Raw genomic sequence first — 23,189 nt, 5'->3', positions numbered from 1 at the left:
CGTCGCTAACGGCGGCTGGGATGCAGGGTCGTCACGCCCTAGTAATCCGGGCAGTGCCAGCCGTAGCCACCGACACCCATCACGACGCCGAAAAGCGCGAGGAAGGGCGAGGAAACTACCGCAACGATTCCCATAGCAATGCCGTGGCTGTTCTTGGCGATCACAGAGACTACGAGTGCCACTAGCGATCCTCCGATGAGAATCGCGTAGGAGATCAGCACCGGAAACGCGAAGGGGTTATCGACGCTTGTCGCGCAAGGATCAACTTCTAAGGCCAGCTGAGTAGCTCTCATCCCGCCTAACGAGAACAGTAGTCCGAGGCACGCAGCAGCGATCGGGATCGCCCAGAGGAGGCTCCAGTTGATCCGCATTCGGCGGCCCGTGGTTTCCCTAGCGCGCACTATCTTCGTTGAGCGCACAGTGCTCCACATCTACGGTGCCAATAAAGATGGCCGTTTGGTTCCACACCCAGTCTCCTGAGGCGAGGTCACCAGCACCAAAATACCCGGCGATGTTTCCCTCGCCAGGAAGACCTTCGCTGCGTACGGAAACGGATTCCCACTCTGCTGTGGGCGTGTGGGCATCGAGGTGGAACACATCGCCGGTCGTGACGTTTCCTACGACAGAGGCGCTCGTGGGGTCTCCGACAGGTTCACCATCTGGGCCGATCCATTCAACGTCGAAGGAGTCGGTGTTGCGGGCATCACAGGTGGCGAAGTCGAGACTGCCCTCGGCATTGAGCCGCGCGGCAACACGATTCACGTAGGAACAGCCCGCAAGCAGCACTGCAATCGCCAACACTGAGACAGCGGCGGCTGATCGTTGAAAACGCCTCATGTCCACACCTTAGGGCAATGCAGGAAGCGATCCGATATCGATCTGATTACTCGCTAGAACCCCACCTGCAGCACGAAGATGCCGGGGAAGATCGCGAAAGCAATCGTGATGGGCAGGATAAGGAACACGAGCGGGAAGAGCATCGCGACCTCCTTCTTGCCGGCGAGCTCGAGCAGTTCACGCTTGGACTCTTCACGAGCATCCTGAGCTTGAGCTTGCAGCACTTCAGACAGCGGACTACCGCGATCGAGGGCTCCCAAGATTTGGTCGACACAGCGCGAGAACGGGGCGAGTTCCAACTCGCGGGCGAGCACTCCCAGAGTCTCGCCAAAAGGAAGGCCCGTATTGACCGATGAGACCACGCGAGCGAGTTCTCGCGACAGCTCACCGCCGCCGACGTGCGAGACGCGACGCACGGCATCCAAGATTCCTTCGCCAGCCGACAGGCTGAGCGCCAAGAACTCGAGCACGACGGGCAACTCTGCAGTGAGACGACGGATGCGGTTCTTGGCTGCGCGTTGCAGCAGATAGTCACGAAGCGTGATGCCCGCAACACCGCCGACGACCACCAGCACTGCTTGGGCCGCGAATGGCACCTGTTGCCGATTGGCGACGGCAATATCGAAAACGACGCCCGCCATCGCACCGCCGAGAACGGCGACGAGTTGTTGCGACCGGTAGGCCTCGAGGGTCAGTTCGGAGCCAGACTGGCGGAGCCGTCGCAGAATCTGGTCGCTGCCGCCCACCACCGACGCGAGCGTCTCGCGCAACCAGCGCGCAACAGGAACGAGCAGTACGCCCAACACCGGCAGCGGCCCGACCGAGCGCGGGGCCAAATGTTCCCGTGCGCCGGCGGAGACGTCAATCACATACGGGGCAACTCTCGTCGCCAAGGTGGGTCGACTCAGCCGCGGGATGAGGCTCAGAATCGACCACAGGCCGAGCCCTCCGGCGATTCCGGCGACAAGTGCCCAGGCCAGCGCGTCACTCATGCGAACCACCGCGGCTGATCGGGAAGGCGACCAATGCCCGCCATGATTCGATACGCAACAACAGAGAGAACCAGCCCGGCGACAATCAGGGCAGCACCGCCCGCTGAGTTGTAAGCGAGTGCGGCTTCAGGCCGTGTGGTGAGCAAGAACAGCACCACCCACGGTGCGGCCAGACCGAGCCGCGCCGCATTCATCACCCATGATTGGCGCGCTTCGATCTCCGAACGAATAGCTGCCTCCTGGCGTAAGTAGACGCTGAGGCTGCGAAGAACGTTCGTGAGTTCGCTTCCGCCCACTTCGCGCGACATCCGCAAGGTTTCAAGGATGCGGTCGGCGACCGGGTCGGCGAGCGCCACCTTAAGTTCGTCGACGGCTACCGAGAAGTTTCCTGTTCCCCGATAACGCACAGCGAAGGCGACGAAGGCGGCGCGCGTTACCGCTGGCCCCGTCTGAGCGAGTGTCATGAGGCTGTCGGGAAGAGCAAGCCCTGACCGCACGGCGGACACCAACTGGTCAACGACATCGGGCCACACCACGCGAGTGGCCCGGCGACGCATGCGAGCGCGCCAGCTGATCCCGAGCGTCGGCAACACAAGGGCGGCCGCGGCAGCACACAGCACGACGGCGATCACCGATGTCAGCACAAAGGTGATGGCTGCTACAGCGAAGCTCAATGCGAGCGACACAATCACCACAACCACCGGACTAGTGGTCGGGAGCCCCGCCTGCACGAGTCGTTCGCTCAGCCGGAGCGAGAACGCGGAACGGCCACGCACCCGGCGTTCGCCCGTAGCCGGCCAGAGAAAGGTAGCCGCGATAAGGACGACACCGACCGCGAGCACGATGCCCAACATCAGGCTCATGCGACAACCTTCAACAAGTGTGAGACCGCGTCGATGCCTGTGGCCTGAAATTTGGAGAGCCGCGCGGGCACGGCACCCGTGTGGGCGAGTGTGCCGTCCACGATGCGGAAGAGCAGACTGCTGTCGATAACCCCGTCACTGACCTCACCGGTGAGCGAGGAGATTTCGACCACGCGTCTCGTGCCGTCGGCGGTCAGTTCGCAATGCACCACGACATCCACTGAACTGGCCACCGTTGGCACCACAAAGCTGGAGTCGATGTTGCGGCCAGCAAGCAGCGGAAGCGTGCACAGCTTCACGAGAGCCTCGCGCGCACTGTTGGCGTGAATGCTCGACATGCCCGGCAAACCGCTATTGAGCGCAATAAGGAGGTCGAGCGATTCGGCATCGCGCACTTCGCCCACGACCAGTCGTTCGGGGCGCATGCGCAACGCTTCTTTGATGAGGCGACGCAGGCTGATCTCGCCCGTGCCTTCGAGGCTGGGTTGGCGACACTGCATGCCGACGTGGTCGTGACTGGCAACGCTCAGCTCGAAGGTTTCCTCGACCGTAACGACTCGCTCGTTCGGTCGGGCCGCCGCCAGCAAGGCGTTGAGCATGGTGGTCTTGCCGCTCTGCGTTGCGCCCGAAACCACAATGTTCTGCCCCGACAGCACGCACAGCCGCAAATAGTCGGCCGCGTGCCGGGTGAGACTGCCGAGTTCGACAAGGCGATCAAGATCGCGGATGCTCCGGCTGAACTTGCGCACGTTCACGGCCCAGTGGCGCCGGGTGACATCCGGAATCACGACGTGCAGTCGCGAACCATCGGGCAGCGAAGCGTCGACGAACGGTGAACTCAAGTCGACGCGGCGGCCCGAGGTTTGCAGCATGCGCTCCACCAGATCACGAACCTGACCATCAGTGAGGCGGATGCCGGTGAACTCGGGAACCCCGTTGCGGGCCACAAATATCTGCTCAGGCCCGTTAATCCACAGCTCCTCAACGGTGTCATCGTCGAAGAACGGCTGGAGCGGACCGTACCCGGTCAGCGCCGCCACCACCTCGCGGGCGGCCTGAGCTTCATCCGCCAGCAACGGCACCGAGCCACCCAGCGCACGCTCGCTGTAGCGACGCACCTCATCACGCACATACCGCGAGGCAAGTTCGCTGTCCCGCGACAGATCAACGCCGTCACGGCGAACCCTCTGGCGAACCTGATCGGCGATGGTCGTCAGAGCGTTAGACATGCTCATATTGTGCGGAGTGAGCGGCCAGCGCTTCGGCCGTTGTCCACAGGAACCACGCTGCGGCAGGTTCGATCCCGGCCCAAAGGCTGAGGGCGGTGCAGCATTACGCCACACCGCCTCGAGCGTCTGTTCTCAATCCTCCCTAGCTGAGGAGCTTCGCGTTCTCACGAATGATGGCGCTTCGACGCTGTGCAAAATGTGCGGTCATCAGTAGCAAACCAGCCAAGAGCAACACAAGCGCAGAAGCAGTAGTGGAGTTCGTTGCACTGCTTCCCGTCCAAGCAAGACGACTCGTGGTCGTGCCCGGTCCGCCTACTGCGGTTGTGCAGAGCGGGTCGCCCTCGACGCATTCCGTCGAAACCGTCTCGGTGGAGACGAAGAGGAAGTTACTCAGCTGACTATCGCCACGATCCGCGGGAGCTCGAACGATAACCGTGTAGGTCACATCCGCACTTTCTCCCGGCGAGAGAACGCCTGTGATTGTGAAGCGGCCGTTCGCAATCGCAGACACGGTAAGGCGCTGCGATGTTGCTGTTGGGCTCTGGCCTAGGTCGGCGTCATCGAGCACGCCGCTCATGTCATCCGTGTAAGCGACGGGCGCATCGAATGCGGAGTTATTAGAGAACGTGAGCGTGTAGCTGATGGTCTCTCCGGGGTTCACCAATGACGCGAATGCACGGTCCGAAGTCTTGACCGCAATGATCGTGCCGACAGGCACTTCTTCGGTCAAGTGCTGAGTACACAACGCATCGCCAGCGTTACATTCCGCAGGAATCGGATCGCCCGTTGCCATCAGGTAGTTGGTGAGGATGCTGTCGTTTCGATCAGCGAAATCGCTGACCGTCACTTGGTAGGTGACCGTTGCTACGCTGTTTGCCGGCAGAAGGCCATTGATAGTGAACTCATCGTTGGTGACCGCCGATGCCACCACTCCGGCAAAGTTCGATACGGGTGCCGAAGTGAGCGTCGCGTCGTCGAGCACTGCGGCCAGGCTGTCGTAGTAATCGACGGTCGACTCGAAGTTGGTGTTGTTTTCAAACGTCAAGGTGTAGTTGATCGTGTCGCCCGGATGCACGACCGAGTTGTAAGCCCGGTCCGACGTTTTCTCGGGGGTCGTTGATCCAACGCACGAAATCGCGTCGTCGGTGTTGTTGTCCGTGACAGGATCCGTTTCGTTGCCGACCACGTTCGCGACATTGGTGATGCAGTCGCCGGACGTACTCGGTACCGCAGCGACAACGGTGTACGTGACAGATTCCCCGGCCAAAAGCTGACCACCGGGGCAGGTCACGGTGTTTCCGGACACAGCACAGCCGTAAGCGGAGACCGCAGTCAACGGCCCGGGCACGACATCAACCACTTGGTGACCCGTCGAAGTTCCCGGACCGTTATTGGTAACGGTCAGGTCGTACTGAATCGTTGATGCCGGGGTGTAAATTGCCGGGCCAGTCTTAACAATGCTCAAGTCTGCAATACCGCCAAGATAGGTTGCATCATTGTCGTAGGAGGACGGCGCCGAACTCGTCGAGACTAGCGTGAAGGTCGGGGCTGTTGCGCCCGGATCTGACACGGCGATCTGGTAGATGATTCCGGAGGCGTTATGAATTATACCGAGGTTGCCGTTGCCGTAAGTCCAAGCGCCACCAAAACCTCCGCCGGCCCCTACTTGCTGCCATAGCGGCGGGAATAAAGACACGGAGCCGTCCAATGCGATACGGACGATTTGGCGTGAAGCATCAACGCCCCACATAAAGCCGTCTGCGTAGGTGATGTCACTCACGCCGGCATTGTCATAGGGAGCACCATTGAGGGTCATCGTAAGGGGCGTCGTCTGGAGCGTCGCAAGATCGACGACTTGCCACTCGCTCGACAGACCGTGGTTTACCCAGAAACGACCAGCCGCATCGATTGCCGCAGAGTTGTAGGCAAAGGGGTCACCGTTCGCGTTAATGCCGGGAATCGCGGGAAGCACCAAGGACGTTGGCGTGACATACCCACCTTCACCGACTCTTACCACTGTATTCGCGACAATTACGGTAACGCCGTCCGATGCGAGACCGCCACGAGTCGCAACTGCGTAAACGAAATTGTCCGCGGTATTGAATGCAATCGCGTTGTAGTTAATTTGAGCGACGCCCACTTGCTGAAATGTGGACCCGGCGGGACCCGCGACTATGGCGTTAAGGGTAGTGACCGCACCACCACCACTAGGGCCTTGCGCAAGGAACACCGTAGACAGGTTCGGGTCGAAAGGATCGCCTGGTGCTGCAGCAGCCGGCGTAGCTACTGCGACAGCCATAGCGAGGCTAAGGGTAAGGGTTGTGATCGTGGAAACCACTCTCGAGAAAGCATTCCGACTTCCTCTTCGCGGTGTGGCACTTGTCGTGTGCATGGTGGCCTTTCTGGGTGCGTTAATCGGGTTCGCGCTAAAACTGGGGACTACAGCGGGGTCAGACTTCGTCGGGATCTTTCTCGGGGCTTCGAGGATGTCGGCTAGGGCGCGGCGACAAACGCCAGGGAAACAGCTGAGCACTCCCCGGCGACGACGTCGGGTCCAACGCTGAATCCTGAACTAGCGGCGAGAGATCCATTGCCTCCGTCACCAGCGTGTGAGAGCCCGTGCCCTGTCTAGGAAGATCACTCGGATCGACGCGAACCACCGCGAGACTGCTACCAACCACAATGTCCTCCATCCGACCGATAACACCAACGCTTGAAACCCGCGCCGACGTAGTCGTTTCGTTAGCCAGCCCGAAGATGGTTATTCTTCGCTGGCTTTTCTTTTGTCGTACGGTGAGAGTCGAAAAGTGGCCGGGGGTAACGAAGAAATGCCAAAATCTGCTAGAAATGGATCAATCCGAACAAGACCGAGGGATTTCCCGACCCTCCTGTTATAGGCATGTGCACCACGGGGACGAGTCTGCGGGGGCAGCATTGTCTGAAGCACCAACCATCGAAACTGACAGCTCTGATGCTGACCTCATCACAAGTGTGCGTCGAGGCGAATTAGAGGCTTTCGGCACTCTTTTCGCCCGCCATCACGAGTGCGCTCTGCACTATGCACGCCGGCTCTCGTCAAGCACGACGCTAGACGCCGACGATCTCGTCGCCGAAGCATTCGAACAAATACTCGGCGTTCTTCAGCGCGGGAAAGGCCCAGAGGAGTTCTTCCGCGCCTACCTCTACACCGTCATCCGCAATAGCTTTCACGCGCATGCGAAGGCTGATGCGAACTCAGTCTTGGTGGATGATTTCGAGCCTGTCGAGCGCGAAGTCATCACACGTCAACACGGCGAGACCGATCCCACGATCGAACATTTCGAGAGCAGAGTCGTAGTCCGCGCTTTCGGCGCCCTTTCAGAGAACTGGCAAGCAGTGCTCTGGTATCTCGACGTCGAAGGGCTTACCCCCACGGCGGTTGCCTCCATCATGGGGATGAAGCCGAAGGCGGTATCGATGCTTCGGCTTCGAGCACGCGAGGGGCTTCGCGAGTTGTATCTGCAATCGCATCTCAACGAACTCGAGCCACTGGTGGCAAGCGGCGCCGCCCGCGACTGCCAAGAGATCGCCAAAAAGTTGGGGTCATTTACCCGCCAGACGCTCCGCCGCAGAGAAAGCGAAGTGGTCCTTGCACACGTTGCGGGCTGCGAGAACTGTGCCGCCATTTGTGCTGAGCTGCGCGACGTCAACCGCGGCCTCTTGGGAGTAATCGCGGTGCTCATTCTGGGTGGCTCCGCCTTCGATTTTGTTCGAGCAGCTCCCGTTCACGCGGTCACCGCAAGCTCCGATTCTGACGTGTTGGCGGGTTCCCAAGCCACTGGCTTTAATGCCGCGGTTGGTGCGCCCGCGGCGGCTGCGACCGCAGCGCGCGCGATTCCTTATATCTCGCGACTAGCGGCGACAGTGGCTGCAGCAAGCGCCGCGGTTCTAGCGACCGCCGTGATCATCTCCGGCGCCGGAGCCGGCTGGACTGAGACAGTGCTAGCGGGCAACTCCGTTGACGACGGAATGACTCAGAGCCAACTCGACGAGGGTAGGCGCGAAGGCCGGGAAACCGGCATCGATCTCGCGGGCGATGCTGCGTCGGGTGATGGGACTAATGCGGTGACTACTCCCGCTCCCTCGACGCCATCGGCCGTGGCCACGAACACCCCCGAACCACAATCAGGAGCAGGTTCTTCCAGCACGCCCCCGTCACAGACCCCCACGGATCCAGCCCCGATAGTGGCTCTGCCCGATCCGGTCAGCAACGGCACTTTCGATTCCAGCGGATACGCCAACGCGGGCGGCCAGTTTCACCCCGGCGACAACTTCGGCGGCTGGCTAGTGATCAGCCGCTTTGGCCCCCCGGGCGACGTTGCGATGCAAATCTGGTCACCGGAGCTCGGGTCGTCATTCGCCGCACCATTCACGAATGGCCCCTGGGCCAGCATCGCTGGGGTGATCCACCAGGAGGTTCCGACCGTGATCGGTCAGAGCTACGTGCTGACGTACGACACACGAGCCTCCGGAGCACCGACGGCGGATGGACAGGCAGGATGGCCTGGCGGCGATGGCGGCCGTTTCTATATCGAAGGGGAGCTAGTCGACACCTTTGTGACCTTGAGCGACTCCGCCATTGACCACCGATCACTCAACTTCACAGCAACCGGCCACACCACCCGAGTGTCAATCGCAAGCTCCAACGCTTCGCCAGTCGGAATCGACAACGTTAGCGTGAGTGCGAGTTCGGCTCAGCCGTAACTCAAGAAGAGTTGAGGCAAGCGCAATCCCTCTGAAGCAGAGGAGGTTGCTTCACGGCGACTCCCCGATAGCCGTTCTCCTGATATGATGATTACATCAATTCAGCAAGTGGGCGATTACTCGCTGTCACAACTACAGCGCAACCACATCGCCCGCACAGCGCACGCACCGATCAGGAGCACATGAATGGCCGTTCTCGATGAGCGCAGGCCGCTCTACGAAATCAAGGCGAACCTCTTCAAGGGGCTCGCGCATCCTCACCGCATCCGGGTGCTCGAAATCTTGTCAGCGGCCGACGAAGCCTCTGTCGCCGAGATGCTGACCGCGACAGGCCTCGAAGCCTCCCACCTCTCGCAACACCTCGCCGTGCTGCGCCGCTACGGGCTCGTCGTCTCCGAACGTCGCGCGAGCGTCGTCTACTACCGCCTCGCTCACCCCCAAATTTCTGAACTCCTCCGTGTCGCGCGCGTGCTGCTCGGCGAAATCCTTGCCGACACCGACAGCCAACGCGATCTCGTTGCCGGACTACCCACGATTCCGGATGCCCGATGAAACGTTCCTGGAAAGAGCTCCTGCCGAGCGCGAAAGACTACCGCCTGCTGCGCACCAGCTGGCGGGGCGATCTGATCGCGGGAATCACCGTCGGAATCGTCGCCCTCCCCCTCGCCCTTGCCTTTGGCGTGAGCTCAGGAGTTGGCGCTGAAGCGGGGCTCATCACCGCCATCGTCGCCGGCATCGTCGCGGCCGTCTTCGGTGGCTCGAACGTGCAGGTCTCGGGCCCCACCGGTGCCATGGTCGTGGTGCTTGCCCCCATCGTGGTTAGTTCTGGCGTTGAAGCGGTGGCGATCGTCACCCTGCTGGCGGGCATCATCGTTGTCATTGCCGGAGTGCTGCGCCTCGGCCGCACCGTCAGCTACATTCCCTGGCCAGTGATCGAAGGCTTCACCGTCGGCATCGGCATCATCATCTTCCTGCAGCAAGTGCCCTCCGCGCTCGGCACCGAAGGCACCGAACACCCCACCAACGCCGTGCTCGCCGCCATCGCCTTCATCACTGCCGCCCAGTGGCCCGCCGCCCTGCTGCCCCTCGCCGTTGTTGCCGCCGTGATTGCCATCATGTTGTTGCTCTCGCGCATCAGCGGGCGCCTTCCGGCATCCTTCATCGCCATTGCGATCGTCACCATCCTTGCCCAGGCGCTGAACCTTCCGCTGGCCACCATCGGCGAGCTTCCCGCATCCTTGCCCTCACCGACCGTGCCGTCATTCGACTTCGATCTGCTCACCCTCATCGGGCCGGCGTTCGCCGTCGCCGCCCTCGCCGCCATCGAATCCCTGCTCTCCGCGCGCGTCGCCGCTGGCATGTCAGACACGGGCCCCTACAACGCCGATCGCGAACTTGTGGGCCAAGGGTTGGCATCCGTCGCCTCCAGCTTCTTTGGCGGGATGCCGGCCACCGGCGCCATCGCCCGCACCGCCGTGAACGTGCGGTCTGGCGGTCGCACTCGCCTCTCGGCAGTCGTGCATGCCCTCGCGCTACTGACCGTCGTCTACCTGGCCGCTCAGGTTGTCGCCGTCATCCCGCTGGCAGCACTCTCGGGCGTTCTCATGGCCACCGCGGCCCGCATGATGTCGCCGACCCTAATCAAGACAATGCTGCGCACCGGCAAATCTGAAGCCGCCGTGTTCGTGATCACGGGCATCATCACCGTGAGTTTCGACCTCATCATTGCGGTCGGCATCGGAATCGCGGCCGCAGCCTTCTTCGCTCTCCGCACGATGAGCAAAGCCAGCGGCGTTCACCGCGAAGAGCTTCCGGGCTCCCCCGAACCCGGCGACGAACGCATCGCGCTGTTCCGTATCGATGGGTCCCTGTTCTTTGGAGCAGCGGAACGCCTCATCGACCGCATCAACGAACACGAAGGCCTCGAAGTCGTGATCGTGCGGCTGTCGCAACTGCACCTCGTTGATGCCACAGGTGCCCACACCCTCACCGAACTCATCACTGCTCTCGAGAAGCGCGGCGTGACCGTGATCATCAAGGGCATCCGCCCCGAACATTTGGATGTGCTGAAACGGCTCGGAGTGATCAGCTCGCTGCGGCACCCCAACCATTTGTTCGCCGACCTCGAGCCCGCGATCGAGCACGCACGTTCGCACATTCGTCGAGCAGAGCTGGCGCGCTAACCCAGCGCGCCGCTCACGAACTCGGCTAGCTCAGAGTGGGCGTCACCTTGTTCTTGGCGACCCCAGAAACCCACAACCCGCTGTCTTTCACGATGCGTTCTTGAGTGTCGTAGTCGACCCGCACGATGCCGAAGCGCTTCGAATAGCCGTAGCCCCACTCGAAGTTGTCGAGCAGTGACCACACGAGATACCCCTGCAGGTTCACCCCGCGCTGCATCGCTCGATGCGCGGCCGTGAAGTGCCGGTTGAGATAGTCGACCCGGTCGACATCGTGCACCCGACCATCCGTCACCTCGTCGTCAAACGCGGCACCGTTTTCAGTGATCATCAACGGCAGGTCGGGGAACCGCTCGCTCAGATCAACGAGCAACTCCTCAAGACCATCGGGGGCAATGTTCCACCCCATCGCCGTGTAAGGGCCGTCCTGCTTGAGAAACTCGACGTTGCGGCTGCCCGGCCACGCGGAGCCACCCATGTCTTTGTGTCCGTCGTTCATCGCCCGCTCGCTCACGCCATCCCACATCTTCACCGTGACCGTGGAGTAATAGTTGACGCCCAAGAAATCGAGCGGCTGATGAATGGTCGCCAGATCGCCCGCGTGCACAAACGACCAATCGGTGACCTCGCTCGTGTCGGCAATGAAGTCATCGTCGTAGCGACCGAGCAGCATCGGGCTCGTGAAGGCGCGGTTCGCGAGCGCATCGATGCGACGCGTGGCCTCGGCATCCTCACCCCGAATGACGTGAAAGTTGAGGGTCGCCGACACCTCCGGCGAATTCGTCGCGGCGGCACGGATGCGGGGCACGGCCATTCCGTGCGCGAGATTGAGGTGGTGCACGGCTGCGAGCGCGTCAGAATCCCGCGCGCGACCGGGGGCATGCGACGCCGAGCCGTAACCCAAGTAGGCGGAACACCATGGCTCGTTGAGGGTCGTCCATGTGTGCACGCGATCGCCAAGGGCAGTGGCGGCGAGCTCAGCGTATTCGGCGAACCACATGGCGGTATCGCGCTCAGGCCAACCGCCCTCATCCTCAAGTTCTTGCGGCAGATCCCAGTGATACAGAGTGGCGATGGGGCGGATGCCGCGGGTCAGCAGACCATCGACGAGCCGCGAGTAAAACGAGACTCCCTTCGGGTTGATCGGGCCCTGCCCGCCCGGCTGAAAGCGCGGCCATGAGATGGAGAAGCGGTAGGCGTCGAGGCCGAGCTCGGCCATGAGATCGAGGTCGGACTCTAAACGGTAATAGTGGTCGTCGGCAACATCGCCGGTATCGCCGTTCCAGGTCTTGCCCGGGGTGTGGCTGAAGGTATCCCAGATGGATTCGGTGCGCCCGCCATCACGCGCAGCGCCCTCTACTTGATACGCCGCCGTCGCGGAGCCGACGATGAAGTTGGGCGGAAACACGAGACCAGAATCACGGTAATCGGAGTTCATCTAGTAACCCTAAGACCGGGAGCTTCGATTTGGCCGAAACTATCCCGAGGTAACGAAGCGGTGAGGCTAGAGCGCCGCCGGGTCTTCGAGAAGCGCAGCGAAAGCAAGCTCAGCGGCACCGATCATGAGCAGATCTGCGCCAAGCTGAGCGGGCACGATCTGCACGCCCTCGAATGATGCTTCGAGCGACTGGCTGCGCACGCGCTCGATCAAGAATTCGGGGTCGAACGCGAAGATGGATGCCAAGAAGCCACCCAAAACAATTACTTCAGGATTCAACACATTCACCGCGTTGCGCAGCGACGTGCCGAGCGCGAGCAGCTGGCGGCGCACCAACTCACTCACCGCAGGATCAGTGGGTTCGCGCAGCGCGGCATCCAACGTTTCGGCATCAACGTTGGTGAGGCCAAGCGCCTGCAGCAGATCAGCGCGGTTCACTTCGGTCTCGAGGCTGCCCTCTTCGCGAGTGCCCTTCTCGGCGACACCATTCTCGACGCGCACGTGGCCGAACTCGCCGGCATAGCCGGCACGACCGGTGAGAGGCCGCCCGCCGCTGATGATGCCGCCACCGATACCGCTGGCACCACCGTTGAGGTAGATGAGGTCATCGATGTCGCGGCCAGCGCCGTAGATGTGCTCGCCGAGCGCACCCACACTCGCGTCGTTGGCGGTGGAGACCGGATAGCCGGTCGCCTCGGCTAGCAGTTCCGTGACGGGTTCATCCCGCCAGTGAAGGTGAGGTGCCCAGCGCACGAGGCCATCTTCGACGCGGACGAGACCGGGCGCCGCAATACCGATACCGACGATGCGGCCCGACGTTTCGTACTCCCCGCGCACGCTCTCGATGATCAGGCTCGAGATCTTCACGAACTCGGAAACAGAAGGGGGCGTTTCTGTCTCGTAGCGGATGCGCTTCAAGAGCGAACCGTCGAGGCCCACGACTCCGACGGTGATGGCGTCGATCTCGGGGTTGACCGCGATGGCAACCGTGCGAGCATCCGCGTTCACCATCGGGGACGGGCGACCTACCTGCCGAGTGGGATCTGGCTCACTTTCGTACGCCAACCCCAGCTCGGTGAGCTCGGCCACGAGCGCCGCAATAGTCGAGCGGTTGAGCCCCGTCTGCGAAGTCAACTGTGAGCGGCGCTGAGCCCCGCGATGAAGCAGGGTCAGCACGCGCGACAGGTTGTGCCGCCGAGTGCGATCGCCGCGCCCACCAGTACCGGTCGACGACGGCAGCGACGACGAGGGCGGGGTGTTCTGGTTCACGGGCGGTTCCACTCGATTGGCAATAAAACGTTGATGCTAAGACTAGCGACGTCCGGCGCGGCGCTTGCTCATGACATCGAACGCCACGGCAAGCAACAGCACAAGTCCCTTGATCGTTTGCTGCCAGGCGGCATCCACCGAGAGGATCGACAGGCCCATGTTGAGCACACCCATAATGAGCGCACCGATTACGGCACCGATGACCGTACCGACACCACCGGTGACCGCCGCGCCACCGATGAAGACGGCAGCGATGGCATCCAGTTCGAAGCTTTGACCAGCGGATGCCACAGCACCACCAGCACGCGCCGTCGTGACGACACCCGCGAGACCCGCCAGCACGCCCATGTTCACGAAGACGAAGAAGTTGATCCACGACGTCTTCACACCACTCATCTGCGCGGCGAAGAGGTTGCCACCGATCGCGTAGACGTGACGGCCAAAGACGGTCTGGTTCAACACGAACGTGAAGAGCAGAATCAGCACGGCCAAGATGATCAGGATGATCGGGGTTCCGCGGTAGGCAGAGAGCTGGAAGGTGAGCGCCAAGATTACGACCGCAGCGACACCGTTCTTGATCCAGAACGAAACGCTGCGCTCCACGGGAAGTTCAAGACTGCGTTGCTTGGCGCGACTGCGCACTTGCTGAGTGATCAGCATTGCTACCGCAAGAACGCCCAAGACAATTGTGAGGATGTCGCGACTGCCGCGACCTTCACCAATCGTGCCAAACAACTCGGGCAGCCAGCCGCCGCCGATCGCGTTGAACTCGCCGGGAAGCGCGTTGATCGTGCCGCCCGTGAGGAACACGAGCGTGAGACCGCGGAACAACAGCATGCCCGCGAGCGTGACGATGAAGGCCGGGATACCTACGAAGGCCACCCAGAATCCCTGCCACGCTCCGACCGCTGCGCCGAGCAGAAGCGAGATGATGACGGCCGCCCACCAGGGCATCCCCCACTGGCTCATTGAGATCGCGGCAACCGCACCGACCATCGCCACGACGGAGCCCACCGAGAGGTCGATGTGTCCCGCGATAATCACGATGACCATGCCCACGGCGAGAATCAGCACATAGGCGTTCTGCTGGATGAGGTTGTTGAGGTTTCCGGGCAGCAGAAGCCGGCCATCCGTCAACACCTGGAACAGGATGACGATGACGGCGAGCGCGGCGAGGATGCCGTACTGACGCAGGTCGACCCGCATCTTGGGCAGTTTACGAGTGGGGGTTGTGGTGCTCATCGGGTTAGTCCTTTCCCGCGGTCATCAAGTGCATGAGTCGTTCTTGGGTAGCGTCGGCGCGATCGATCTCGCCGGTGATGGTGCCTTCGGAGATCGCATAGATGCGGTCGCAGAGTCCGAGAAGCTCCGGTAGTTCTGAGGAGATCACGACGACCGCTTTGCCCTGACGGGCGAGATCGTTGATGATTCCGTAGATTTCGTACTTGGCACCGACATCGATGCCGCGGGTGGGTTCGTCGAGAATCAGGATGTCGGGGCCGGAGAACATCCATTTGCTCAAGACAACCTTTTGCTGGTTGCCTCCCGAGAGGTTGCCGGCGAGCACCGACACGTTCGGAGTCTTGATGTTCATTTGGCCGCGGTAGTCCTCGGCGACCTTGTTCTCCGCAAAGCGGTCAACGATGCCGAAGCGTGAGAGCTTCGAGAGCGCTGCCGCTGAGATATTGACCGCGATGCTGCCAATCAGGTTGAGGCCGAAGTGTTTACGGTCTTCGGTGGCGTACGCGATGCCGTGGCCGATCGCCTCGCTGACGGTCTTGACCGAGATCTCTTTGCCCTCTTTGAACGCGGTGCCGCTGATGTGGCTGCCATAGGAGCGACCGAAGATGCTCATCGCGAGTTCGGTGCGCCCTGCGCCCATGAGCCCAGCGAAGCCGACGATTTCGCCCGCCCGCACCGAGAACGAGGCGTCATCGACAACCTTGCGCGTGGTGTCGACCGGATGATGCACCGTCCAGTTCTCCACCCGGAATAGCTCATCGCCAATCTCTGGGGTGTGCGGCGGGAACATGCTGTCGAGGTCACGGCCGACCATCGCGCGAATGATGCGCGCTTCCGTGGCATCCGCTTCCTTCATCTCGAAGGTTTCGATGGTCTGGCCATCGCGGATGATCGTGACGGTATCCGCAATACGGCGAATCTCTTTGAGCTTGTGCGAAATGATGATGCACGTAATGCCCTGGCCGCGAAGGCTGTTGATGAGGTCGAGCAAGTGTGCCGAGTCTTCATCGTTGAGGGCCGCCGTTGGCTCATCCAGAATCAGCAGCTTCACTTGCTTGGAGAGGGCCTTAGCGATCTCCACAAGCTGTTGCTTGCCGACACCGAGTTCGAGCACGGGCGTGCTGGGTAGTTCGTCGAGGCCGACGCGCGCGAGCAACATGGTTGCTTCGCGGTTGGTCTTGGGCCAGTCGACAACACCGCGCGTGGCGATCTCGTTACCGAGGAAGATGTTCTCTGCAATAGAGAGGTAGGGACTCAACGCGAGCTCCTGGTGAATGATGACGATGCCGTCGGCCTCGGAATCGTTGATCGACCGGTACGCGGTCTCGTGGTTCTCAAAGGTGATGCTGCCGCCATAGCTGCCGACGGGATAGACCCCGCTCAGCACCTTCATGAGGGTTGATTTACCGGCGCCGTTTTCACCGCAAATAGCGTGAACGTGTCCGCGTTCGACCTCGAGGCTCACGCCGTCGAGGGCGCGAACGCCGCCGCTGAAGTCTTTTGTGATCTGGTTCATGCTGAGGATGGCAGTCATGAGTGTGCTCCGCTCGCAGTGACTTTCGGGGGACGGCTGCTGTGCCGTCCCCCGATCGTCGAATCGTATTACTGGGATCTAGCCGGGGCTAGAGTCCTACGTCTGAGGCCTTCAGGAATTCGGAGTCGATGAGCTTCGACTGCACGTCATCCTTCACAACAACCTCGGGCGCAATGAGGAACGCGGGAACAACCTTTTCACCGTTGTCGTACGTTTCGGTGTCGTTGATCTCCGGCTCGTCGCCGGCCATGATCGCCTCGATGAAACCGAAGACGACGTTGCCCAGTTCGCGGGTATCCTTCCAGACCGTCATCGACTGCTCGCCAGCGAGGATGTTGACGACGCTAGCCTTGTCGGCATCCTGACCGGTCAAGAGCGGCCAGTCGGTGCCTGCGGTGTAACCAGCGCTGCGAAGCGAAGCGGCAATACCCTGAGCGAGGCTGTCGTTGGGAGAAAGAACGACGTCGATCTTCTCGCCACCGGTGTAGAACGAACCCAGACGGTTGTCGAGTTCGGACTGAGCCGAGTCAGACTTCCAGCCGAGGATTCCGATGCTTGCCCAGTCATCGTTGCTCGCCGGAGCCTTGCCCGAAGGAACAACCAGCTGGCCGTTCTCTACATAAGGAAGCAAGACATCCCACGCGCCAGAGAAGAAGAACTTGGCGTTGTTGTCGTCGGGGCTACCGGCGAAAGGCTCAAGGTTGAACGGGCCGGCGCCATCAGCAAGTCCGAGCTGTTCTTCGATGAACTCACCCTGAAGCTGGCCAACCTTGTAGTTGTCGAACGTCGCGTAGTAGTCGACGTCGGGAGTGCCGTTGATCAGACGGTCGTAAGAAATGACGGCGATGTCCTGTGCTGCCGCATCGGCGAGCACCGGGGCCAGAAGCTCTCCGTCGATTGCCGCGATGACGAGGACGTCAACGCCCGAAGCGATCTGGTTCTGAATCTGGCTGATCTGAGTATCGGCCTTGTCGTCCGCGTACTGCAGGTCTGCCGAGTAGCCAGCATCTTCGAGCTGGGCCTTGAGGCCTTCGCCGTCGTTGATCCAGCGTTCGAGGCTGCGGGTAGGCATCGAGATACCGACGCTACCTTCACTGCCGCCGCCAGTTCCTGCTTCGTCGCTGCTGCAGGCGGCGAGTCCGAATGCCATTACAGTCGCTGCTGCGACCGCAATTATCTTCTTCATTGACATCGTGTTGTCCCTTTCAAATGTGATTGCCGGGCAACAAGCCAGCCACACGGGGGTATGACCGGCCGGGGCTTGGCTGCGGTCCTCACGAGAGACGAAGAGCACGGGCCGGATTACCAGCGCCGTGGAGCGCTACTTCGTTGTATCGCGAGGGGCAGCGGTAAGCGCCCCGTTTTGTTGATAGAGCGAACTTATATTGCTTCATACGTTGAATGCAACAACTTTCGAAAACTTTCGCCAAATTGATGCCTCAAGTCAGTAAATACATGGATCTTCTTTTGCGTTCCGAGATTGACGTGACTGCTTTACCGAAGTATGTTGTTCTCAATAACTTATTGCCAACGCTGTCAACGGAGAGCCTCAATGCCTACACAACCCACCCCCGCCGACAAGTTCTCCTTCGGGCTCTGGACTATCGGTTACAACGGAGCCGACCCCTTCGGTGGCCCCACTCGCGCCCCGCTCGATGTCGTTCACGGCGTCGAGAAGCTCGCCGAGCTCGGCGCCTACGGTCTTACCTTCCACGACGATGACCTCTTCGCCTTCGGATCGACGGATGCCGAACGCCAGAAGCAGATCGACCGCCTGAAGCAAGTACTCAGCGACACCGGCCTCATCGTGCCGATGGTCACCACCAACCTCTTTAGCGCTCCCGTCTTCAAAGACGGCGGATTCACCTCCAACGACCGCGGTGTTCGCCGCTTCGCTATGCGCAAAGCAATGCGTCAGCTCGAACTCGGCGTAGAGCTCGGCGCCAAGACCTTCGTCATGTGGGGCGGCCGCGAGGGAGCAGAGTACGACTCCGCGAAAGACGTTCGCTCCGCCCTGGAGCGCTACCGCGAAGCTCTCAACCTGTTTGGTGACCATGTCACCGAAAAGGGCTACGACATCCGCTTCGCGATTGAGCCCAAGCCCAACGAGCCCCGCGGCGACATCTTGCTGCCGACCGTCGGCCACGCGATTGCGTTCATCGAAACTCTTGAGCGCCCTGAACTGTTCGGCGTGAACCCCGAAGTTGGCCACGAGCAGATGGCTGGCTTGAACTTCACTTCGGGCATCGCTCAGGCGCTGTACCAAGACAAACTGTTCCACATTGACCTCAACGGCCAGCGTGGAATCAAGTACGACCAAGACCTCGTCTTCGGTCACGGCGACCTGCACAACGCGTTCTCGCTCGTCGACCTGCTCGAAAACGGTGGCCCCGACGGAGGTCAGAGCTACACCGGCCCGCGTCACTTCGACTACAAGCCGAGCCGCACCGAAGACTCGACCGGCGTCTGGGATTCCGCGGCCGCCAACATGCGCACCTACCTGCTCCTCAAGGAGCGCGCAGCCGCATTCCGTGCCGACCCCGATGTGCAAGAAGCTCTTGAAGCTGCGCGCGTCTTCGAACTGGCCGAGAACACTCTCGGCGAGAATGAAAGCTATGACGACCTGCTGGCAGACCGCGCCTCGTACGAAGACTTCGACTACGAGGCGTATTTCAATGGCAAGGGCTTCGGCTTCGTTCGCCTGCAGCAGCTCGCAACCGAGCACCTCATGGGCGCCCGCTAAATGACCCTCGTCGCGGGGATCGACTCCTCAACCCAGTCCTGCAAGATCGTGATCGTGGATGCCGCGACCGGCGCACTCGTGCGCACCGGCCGCGCTTCCCATCCGGCCGGCACCGAGGTTGATCCGAATGCCTGGTGGGTGGCTCTCAACGACGCCATCACCGAGGCGGGCGGGCTGGATGACGTCTCCGCGATTTCGGTCGGCGGCCAACAACACGGAATGGTCGTGTTGGATGCCGCTGGCCGGGTCATCCGCCCAGCCCTGCTGTGGAATGACACCCGGTCTGCTGCCGCAGCCGACACCCTCAGCGCCGAGTTTCCCGACCTCGCCAAGCGCACCGGCTCGAAGCCGGTTGCGTCGTTCACGTCAACGAAGCTGCGCTGGCTGCGCGATGCCGAGCCCGAGAACGCCGCCCTTGTTGCCGCCGTGTGCCTGCCGCACGACTGGTTGACCTGGCGTTTGCGCGGCTTCGGCCCCGAGAATCCTGAACTGACTGAGTTGGTGACCGACCGCTCTGACGCGAGCGGCACCGGCTACTTCAACTCCGTCACCAATACCTACGACGACGAGGTTTTCACGGCAGCACTCGGGCGCAGTTCCGTGACCGATGGTGTGGTGTTGCCCCGCATCGTCGCGCCAGGTGAATCCGCAGGCACTGTCGCGGGAACCGCCATCGAGATTGGCTGCGGCGCTGGCGACAACGCCGGAGCAGCACTCGGCTTGGGCGCACGAGCAGGCGATGTCGTCGTCTCGATCGGCACCAGCGGAACCGTCTTCGCTGTTACCGAAACTCAGGTTCCTGACTCCACCGGCACCGTGGCAGGCTTCGCCGATGCCAGCGGCATCTTCCTGCCCCTCGTCGCCACCATGAACGCCGCCCGCGTGCTCGACAGCACCGCAACACTTCTGGGCGTCACCCACGATGAGCTCGGCATTCTCGCGCTCGAAGCGACCCCCGGCGCTAGCGGACTCGTGCTGCAGCCCTACTTCGAAGGCGAACGAACCCCCAACCTTCCGGATGCCACAGCAACCCTCTTCGGCATGACGCTTGCCTCCACGACCCGCCCGTCACTCGCGCGTGCCGCCGTCGAGGGACTGCTGTGTGGACTCGCGGATGGCCTCGACGCTCTCGGTCGCCAAGGAGTTTCCGCCGAGCGCATCCTCCTCATCGGTGGCGCCGCCCAAAACCCCGCAGTGTCGACCATCGCGTCCCAGGTGTTTGCGGTGCCGGTCGTGGTTCCCGAGCCCGCAGAGTATGTCGCGCTGGGCGCCGCAGCCCAGGCGGCGTGGGTGCTCGACGGCACACGCCCCGACTGGGCTATCGCCACTGTGGCGGAGCCGGCATCCGACTTCCACCCGATTATTCGGGAGCAGTACGCGCGTTACGCGGTGTGATTCGGCTCACTTTCGTGCACGGTCAACAGGCCACGTAACAGGCTTTCGAACTGGGCTCGCTCGCTTGCGCTGAGTGATTCCAGTAGGCGTTCCTCGTTCTCAAGGTGGTCGGCGAGCGCCGCTTCGATGGTGCGCGTTCCTTGCTCGGTGAGCGCTACACGGATGGTGCGCCGGTTCTCGGGATCGACGTCGCGCGAGATGAGCCCTTTCGTGACGAGTCGATCAAGCCGATTGGTGATCGCTCCCGAGGTGACCATGGCGCTGGCCGAAAGCGCGCCCGCGGTGAGGCCGCGTGGTCCGGCATCCGTTCGCAGCAGGGTCGCGAGAATGTCGAACTCCCCCGGTTGCAGACCGTGCGTCTCGAAAACGTCGCTTTGCGCGCGCTCGAGGAGTCGGGTGAGGCGGGACAGTCTCCCGAGCACGCCCATGGCCGAGACGTTGAGGTCGGGGCGCACCGCGGCCCATTGGGCGAGGATGCGATCGACGCTGTCTGTCATGATGCCTCAGAATCTCTCAACGTTGAATTGTTTGACGAATCCAGCATAACCCCGCTAGATTGTTTAACGTTCAACTATTCAATGCTAAGGAGTTCTCATGCGGCTGCGCGACACTCTCATCACCGCCATTGCGCCCATCGCGTGGGGCACCACCTACATCGTCACCACCGAGCTGCTGCCGACCGGGCACCCCCTCTTCGCCTCCCTCGTGCGCGCGCTGCCCGCCGGCCTGATCGCCCTCGCCATCGCCCGTCAGCTGCCCCACGGCGCCTGGTGGTGGAAATCCCTCGTGCTCGGCGTGCTCAACATCGGCGCCTTCTTTCCCCTGCTTTTCATCGCTGCTTACCGCCTCCCCGGCGGAGTCGCCGCCACCCTTGGCGCCGCCCAGCCCCTCATCGTTGCCGTGCTCATCGTCGTAGTCTTTCGCCAAAGCGCTCCCTGGCGACTCGTGATCTGGGGCATCATCGGCGCACTCGGCGTTGCCCTCGTTGTGTTGCGGGCGAGTGCTCAACTCGACACCCTCGGCCTCATCGCCGGGCTCGCCGGCACGGCATCCATGGCGCTCGGAGTGCTTCTCTCAAAGCACTGGGGAAAACCGCCCGAGGTATCGGCACTCAGCTATGCCGGCTGGCTTCTCACCGCCGGCGGGCTCTTCCTCCTCCCCATCACACTGCTCGCAGAGGGCATTCCGGCAACGCTCAGCGGGCCCGCTATCGCCGGCTATGCGTGGCTAGGGATCGTCGGCGGCATCGTTGCCTACACACTCTGGTTTCGAGGCGTTCGAATCGTGCCGATTTCATCACTCGCCGTGCTCGGTTTACTCTCCCCCCTCACTGCAGCCACGCTCGGCGCACTCCTCCTTGGCGAACGTTTTAGCGCACTCCAACTACTCGGGTTTGGGCTGGCTCTTGCGGCAATAGTCGGGGCACAAATTCCCGCTCGCACACCCACCCCAATCCCCTCTCGATGACCCCTGCCGCGGTCGAGACCAGCGCCGAATTGGTCTAGAAAATCGTCCGACTTCCCCGAGAACACGGCACGTCTTGAGGGGACAGACAGAACGTTCTGGTCAGCATTTATGGGGGCAATTGTTAACGACACCCAAACGGGGGTCTACTACCCCGCTTCGGGGGCTTGCATGCTTCAGTGAGAAAGAACCGTAGAACGAACTCCTGGGGGAGGGATCAGATGGCAGAGCACGTAATCCTGTTTGCCGGGCCAATGGGCGCCGGCAAGACCTCCGCTATTCGCGCCCTCAGCGAGATCGATGTCGTCAGCACGGAGGCCGCAAATAGCGACCGAAGCGTCGCCGACAAACCCACCACCACGGTGGCTCTCGACTACGGCGAAATCGGCATCAACGAGGCCGAGAAAGTTCGCCTGTATGGCGTTCCCGGTCAACGTCGATTCGACTTCATGTGGACGATTCTCGCCGAACGAGCCGAGGGCGTACTGCTGCTGGTGAATGCGGATGCCGACAACCCTGTCGAGACCGCCATCGAATACGTCAAAGAATTTTTCGCTCTCTACGAGCGCGGCGGAATCGTCATCGGCCTCACACGGGCCGACCTCGTGCCCCGCGCGCTGATCGAGGAATACGCCAACGCTCTTGCCGATGAAATGCCTGACGTGATGATCCCGGTGCTTACCGTGGATGCTCGTTCCCAGGAAGAGATGATGACGCTCCTCATGACCCTCATCGCCAACATCGAGCTCAAGCAAGCCGTCGCCGACAGTATCGGTGTCGGCGTCGGTTCCGGTGGACGGAGGGCACGATGACTCTCGCGCCCCACCTCGACTCCAAGTACATCGTCCGAGGCGAACTCGCCTTGGGCGGACTTCGCGACCTAGCACCGTCGCTTCGCTACGCATCCCTTCTGACAGAAGACGGATTCAGCGTCGTTTCGGTAGCCGGTAAAGAATTTGACAGCAATCGATTCGCGAGCATGGCCAGTTCCACTCAGGCCCTCGCCGACGCTGTCGCTAGAGAATTGCAGCTCGGAGACAACGAGTTTGTGATCGTCGCGGCTGAACAAGGCCACGTCGTACAAGTACGAGTCCAAGGCCACCCGCTGGTACTCGCCGCACTTTTCACCGATCGAGAAACCATTGGCGGGTCGTTGACCGCTGCGCGCCGAACCGCGCGAAGGCTCACAACCCTCCTGATGGCGAAGTAGTACAAACCGAAAACCCGCTGGCCCCGAACTACCCGCGTAACCCGCACTAA

At 61.7% G+C, this 23,189-nt stretch carries 20 protein-coding genes; 8 read left to right on the top strand and 12 right to left on the bottom strand.

Features of this window, described 5'->3' with window-relative positions; all coding sequences use genetic code 11:
• Positions 1-38: 38 nt before the first annotated feature.
• The 6 genes from ACWFSR_RS04465 to ACWFSR_RS04440 form a co-directional block, all read right to left on the bottom strand.
• A complete protein-coding gene (locus ACWFSR_RS04465; protein ID WP_447523171.1) occupies positions 39-371 on the bottom strand; it encodes a hypothetical protein in 333 nt (110 codons plus the stop codon).
• 19 nt (positions 372-390) lie between these two features.
• Positions 391-837 carry a hypothetical protein gene (locus ACWFSR_RS04460; RefSeq protein ID WP_447523170.1) on the bottom strand — a complete coding sequence of 149 codons (447 nt, stop codon included), beginning with the start codon at positions 835-837 and terminating at the stop codon, positions 391-393.
• A 53-nt stretch (positions 838-890) separates the two neighbouring features.
• The gene (locus ACWFSR_RS04455) at positions 891-1,829 is read right to left on the bottom strand and encodes a type II secretion system F family protein (protein WP_447523169.1); all 939 of its coding nucleotides are present in this window, start codon (positions 1,827-1,829) and stop codon (positions 891-893) included.
• A complete protein-coding gene (locus ACWFSR_RS04450) occupies positions 1,826-2,692 on the bottom strand; it encodes a type II secretion system F family protein (RefSeq protein WP_447523168.1) in 867 nt (288 codons plus the stop codon). The genes ACWFSR_RS04455 and ACWFSR_RS04450 overlap by 4 nt, the downstream gene beginning before the upstream one ends.
• Positions 2,689-3,921 (bottom strand): CpaF family protein, encoded by a 1,233-nt coding sequence (locus ACWFSR_RS04445; RefSeq protein ID WP_447523167.1) that lies wholly within the window; start codon positions 3,919-3,921, stop codon positions 2,689-2,691. Before ACWFSR_RS04445 ends, ACWFSR_RS04450 begins: the two co-directional genes overlap by 4 nt.
• Before the next feature lie 142 nt (positions 3,922-4,063).
• A complete protein-coding gene (locus ACWFSR_RS04440) occupies positions 4,064-6,220 on the bottom strand; it encodes a DUF11 domain-containing protein (protein WP_447523166.1) in 2,157 nt (718 codons plus the stop codon).
• A 635-nt stretch (positions 6,221-6,855) separates the two neighbouring features.
• Here ACWFSR_RS04440 and ACWFSR_RS04435 point away from each other — a divergent pair.
• The 3 genes from ACWFSR_RS04435 to ACWFSR_RS04425 all read left to right on the top strand — a co-directional run bounded on the left by ACWFSR_RS04435 (position 6,856) and on the right by ACWFSR_RS04425 (position 10,847).
• A complete protein-coding gene (locus tag ACWFSR_RS04435; RefSeq protein ID WP_447523165.1) occupies positions 6,856-8,664 on the top strand; it encodes a sigma-70 family RNA polymerase sigma factor in 1,809 nt (602 codons plus the stop codon).
• Between the two features lie 186 nt (positions 8,665-8,850).
• A complete protein-coding gene (locus tag ACWFSR_RS04430) occupies positions 8,851-9,216 on the top strand; it encodes an ArsR/SmtB family transcription factor (protein ID WP_197110212.1) in 366 nt (121 codons plus the stop codon).
• Positions 9,213-10,847: a SulP family inorganic anion transporter gene (locus ACWFSR_RS04425; RefSeq protein ID WP_447523164.1), complete on the top strand. Its 1,635-nt coding sequence runs from the start codon at positions 9,213-9,215 to the stop codon at positions 10,845-10,847. Before ACWFSR_RS04430 ends, ACWFSR_RS04425 begins: the two co-directional genes overlap by 4 nt.
• 25 nt (positions 10,848-10,872) lie before the next feature.
• On the opposite strand, the gene ACWFSR_RS04420 is transcribed toward ACWFSR_RS04425, so the two are convergent.
• From ACWFSR_RS04420 to chvE, 5 genes are all read right to left on the bottom strand, one after another.
• Positions 10,873-12,282: a GH1 family beta-glucosidase gene (locus ACWFSR_RS04420; protein ID WP_447523163.1), complete on the bottom strand. Its 1,410-nt coding sequence runs from the start codon at positions 12,280-12,282 to the stop codon at positions 10,873-10,875.
• Positions 12,283-12,348: 66 nt separating this feature from the next.
• A complete protein-coding gene (locus tag ACWFSR_RS04415) occupies positions 12,349-13,551 on the bottom strand; it encodes an ROK family protein (RefSeq protein ID WP_447523162.1) in 1,203 nt (400 codons plus the stop codon).
• A 42-nt stretch (positions 13,552-13,593) separates the two neighbouring features.
• Positions 13,594-14,793 carry a multiple monosaccharide ABC transporter permease gene (gene mmsB, locus ACWFSR_RS04410; RefSeq protein WP_197107270.1) on the bottom strand — a complete coding sequence of 400 codons (1,200 nt, stop codon included), beginning with the start codon at positions 14,791-14,793 and terminating at the stop codon, positions 13,594-13,596.
• 4 nt (positions 14,794-14,797) lie between these two features.
• Entirely contained in the window at positions 14,798-16,327 is a 1,530-nt protein-coding gene (gene mmsA, locus ACWFSR_RS04405; RefSeq protein ID WP_447523161.1) for a multiple monosaccharide ABC transporter ATP-binding protein, read from the bottom strand.
• Between the two features lie 88 nt (positions 16,328-16,415).
• Complete coding sequence (chvE, locus tag ACWFSR_RS04400) at positions 16,416-17,519, bottom strand: multiple monosaccharide ABC transporter substrate-binding protein (protein WP_447523160.1); 1,104 nt, start codon at positions 17,517-17,519, stop codon at positions 16,416-16,418.
• Between the two features lie 360 nt (positions 17,520-17,879).
• Between chvE and xylA the strand changes: the two genes are divergently transcribed.
• Both xylA and xylB read left to right on the top strand, forming a co-directional pair.
• Complete coding sequence (xylA, locus tag ACWFSR_RS04395) at positions 17,880-19,070, top strand: xylose isomerase (RefSeq protein ID WP_447523159.1); 1,191 nt, start codon at positions 17,880-17,882, stop codon at positions 19,068-19,070.
• Positions 19,071-20,465, top strand: coding sequence for a xylulokinase (xylB, locus tag ACWFSR_RS04390; RefSeq protein WP_447523158.1), 1,395 nt, complete (start codon positions 19,071-19,073; stop codon positions 20,463-20,465).
• Here xylB and ACWFSR_RS04385 read toward each other — a convergent pair.
• Positions 20,453-20,962: a MarR family winged helix-turn-helix transcriptional regulator gene (locus tag ACWFSR_RS04385; protein ID WP_447523157.1), complete on the bottom strand. Its 510-nt coding sequence runs from the start codon at positions 20,960-20,962 to the stop codon at positions 20,453-20,455. The two genes, xylB and ACWFSR_RS04385, sit on opposite strands and share 13 nt — an antisense overlap.
• Before the next feature lie 97 nt (positions 20,963-21,059).
• On the opposite strand from ACWFSR_RS04385, the gene ACWFSR_RS04380 reads away from it, so the two are divergent.
• The 3 genes from ACWFSR_RS04380 to ACWFSR_RS04370 all read left to right on the top strand — a co-directional run bounded on the left by ACWFSR_RS04380 (position 21,060) and on the right by ACWFSR_RS04370 (position 23,139).
• Entirely contained in the window at positions 21,060-21,932 is an 873-nt protein-coding gene (locus ACWFSR_RS04380) for an EamA family transporter (RefSeq protein ID WP_447523156.1), read from the top strand.
• A 218-nt stretch (positions 21,933-22,150) separates the two neighbouring features.
• On the top strand, positions 22,151-22,741 hold the full coding sequence (locus ACWFSR_RS04375) for a GTP-binding protein (protein ID WP_197107277.1): 591 nt from the start codon (positions 22,151-22,153) through the stop codon (positions 22,739-22,741).
• Positions 22,738-23,139: a roadblock/LC7 domain-containing protein gene (locus ACWFSR_RS04370; RefSeq protein WP_197107278.1), complete on the top strand. Its 402-nt coding sequence runs from the start codon at positions 22,738-22,740 to the stop codon at positions 23,137-23,139. Before ACWFSR_RS04375 ends, ACWFSR_RS04370 begins: the two co-directional genes overlap by 4 nt.
• The last annotated feature ends 50 nt before the right edge of the window (positions 23,140-23,189 follow it).

It is taken from the genome of Salinibacterium sp. NYA9b (genome assembly GCF_976973725.1).
The sequence above is the reverse complement of the archived record's forward strand: the minus strand, read 5'-3'. Positions and strand labels throughout refer to the sequence as shown.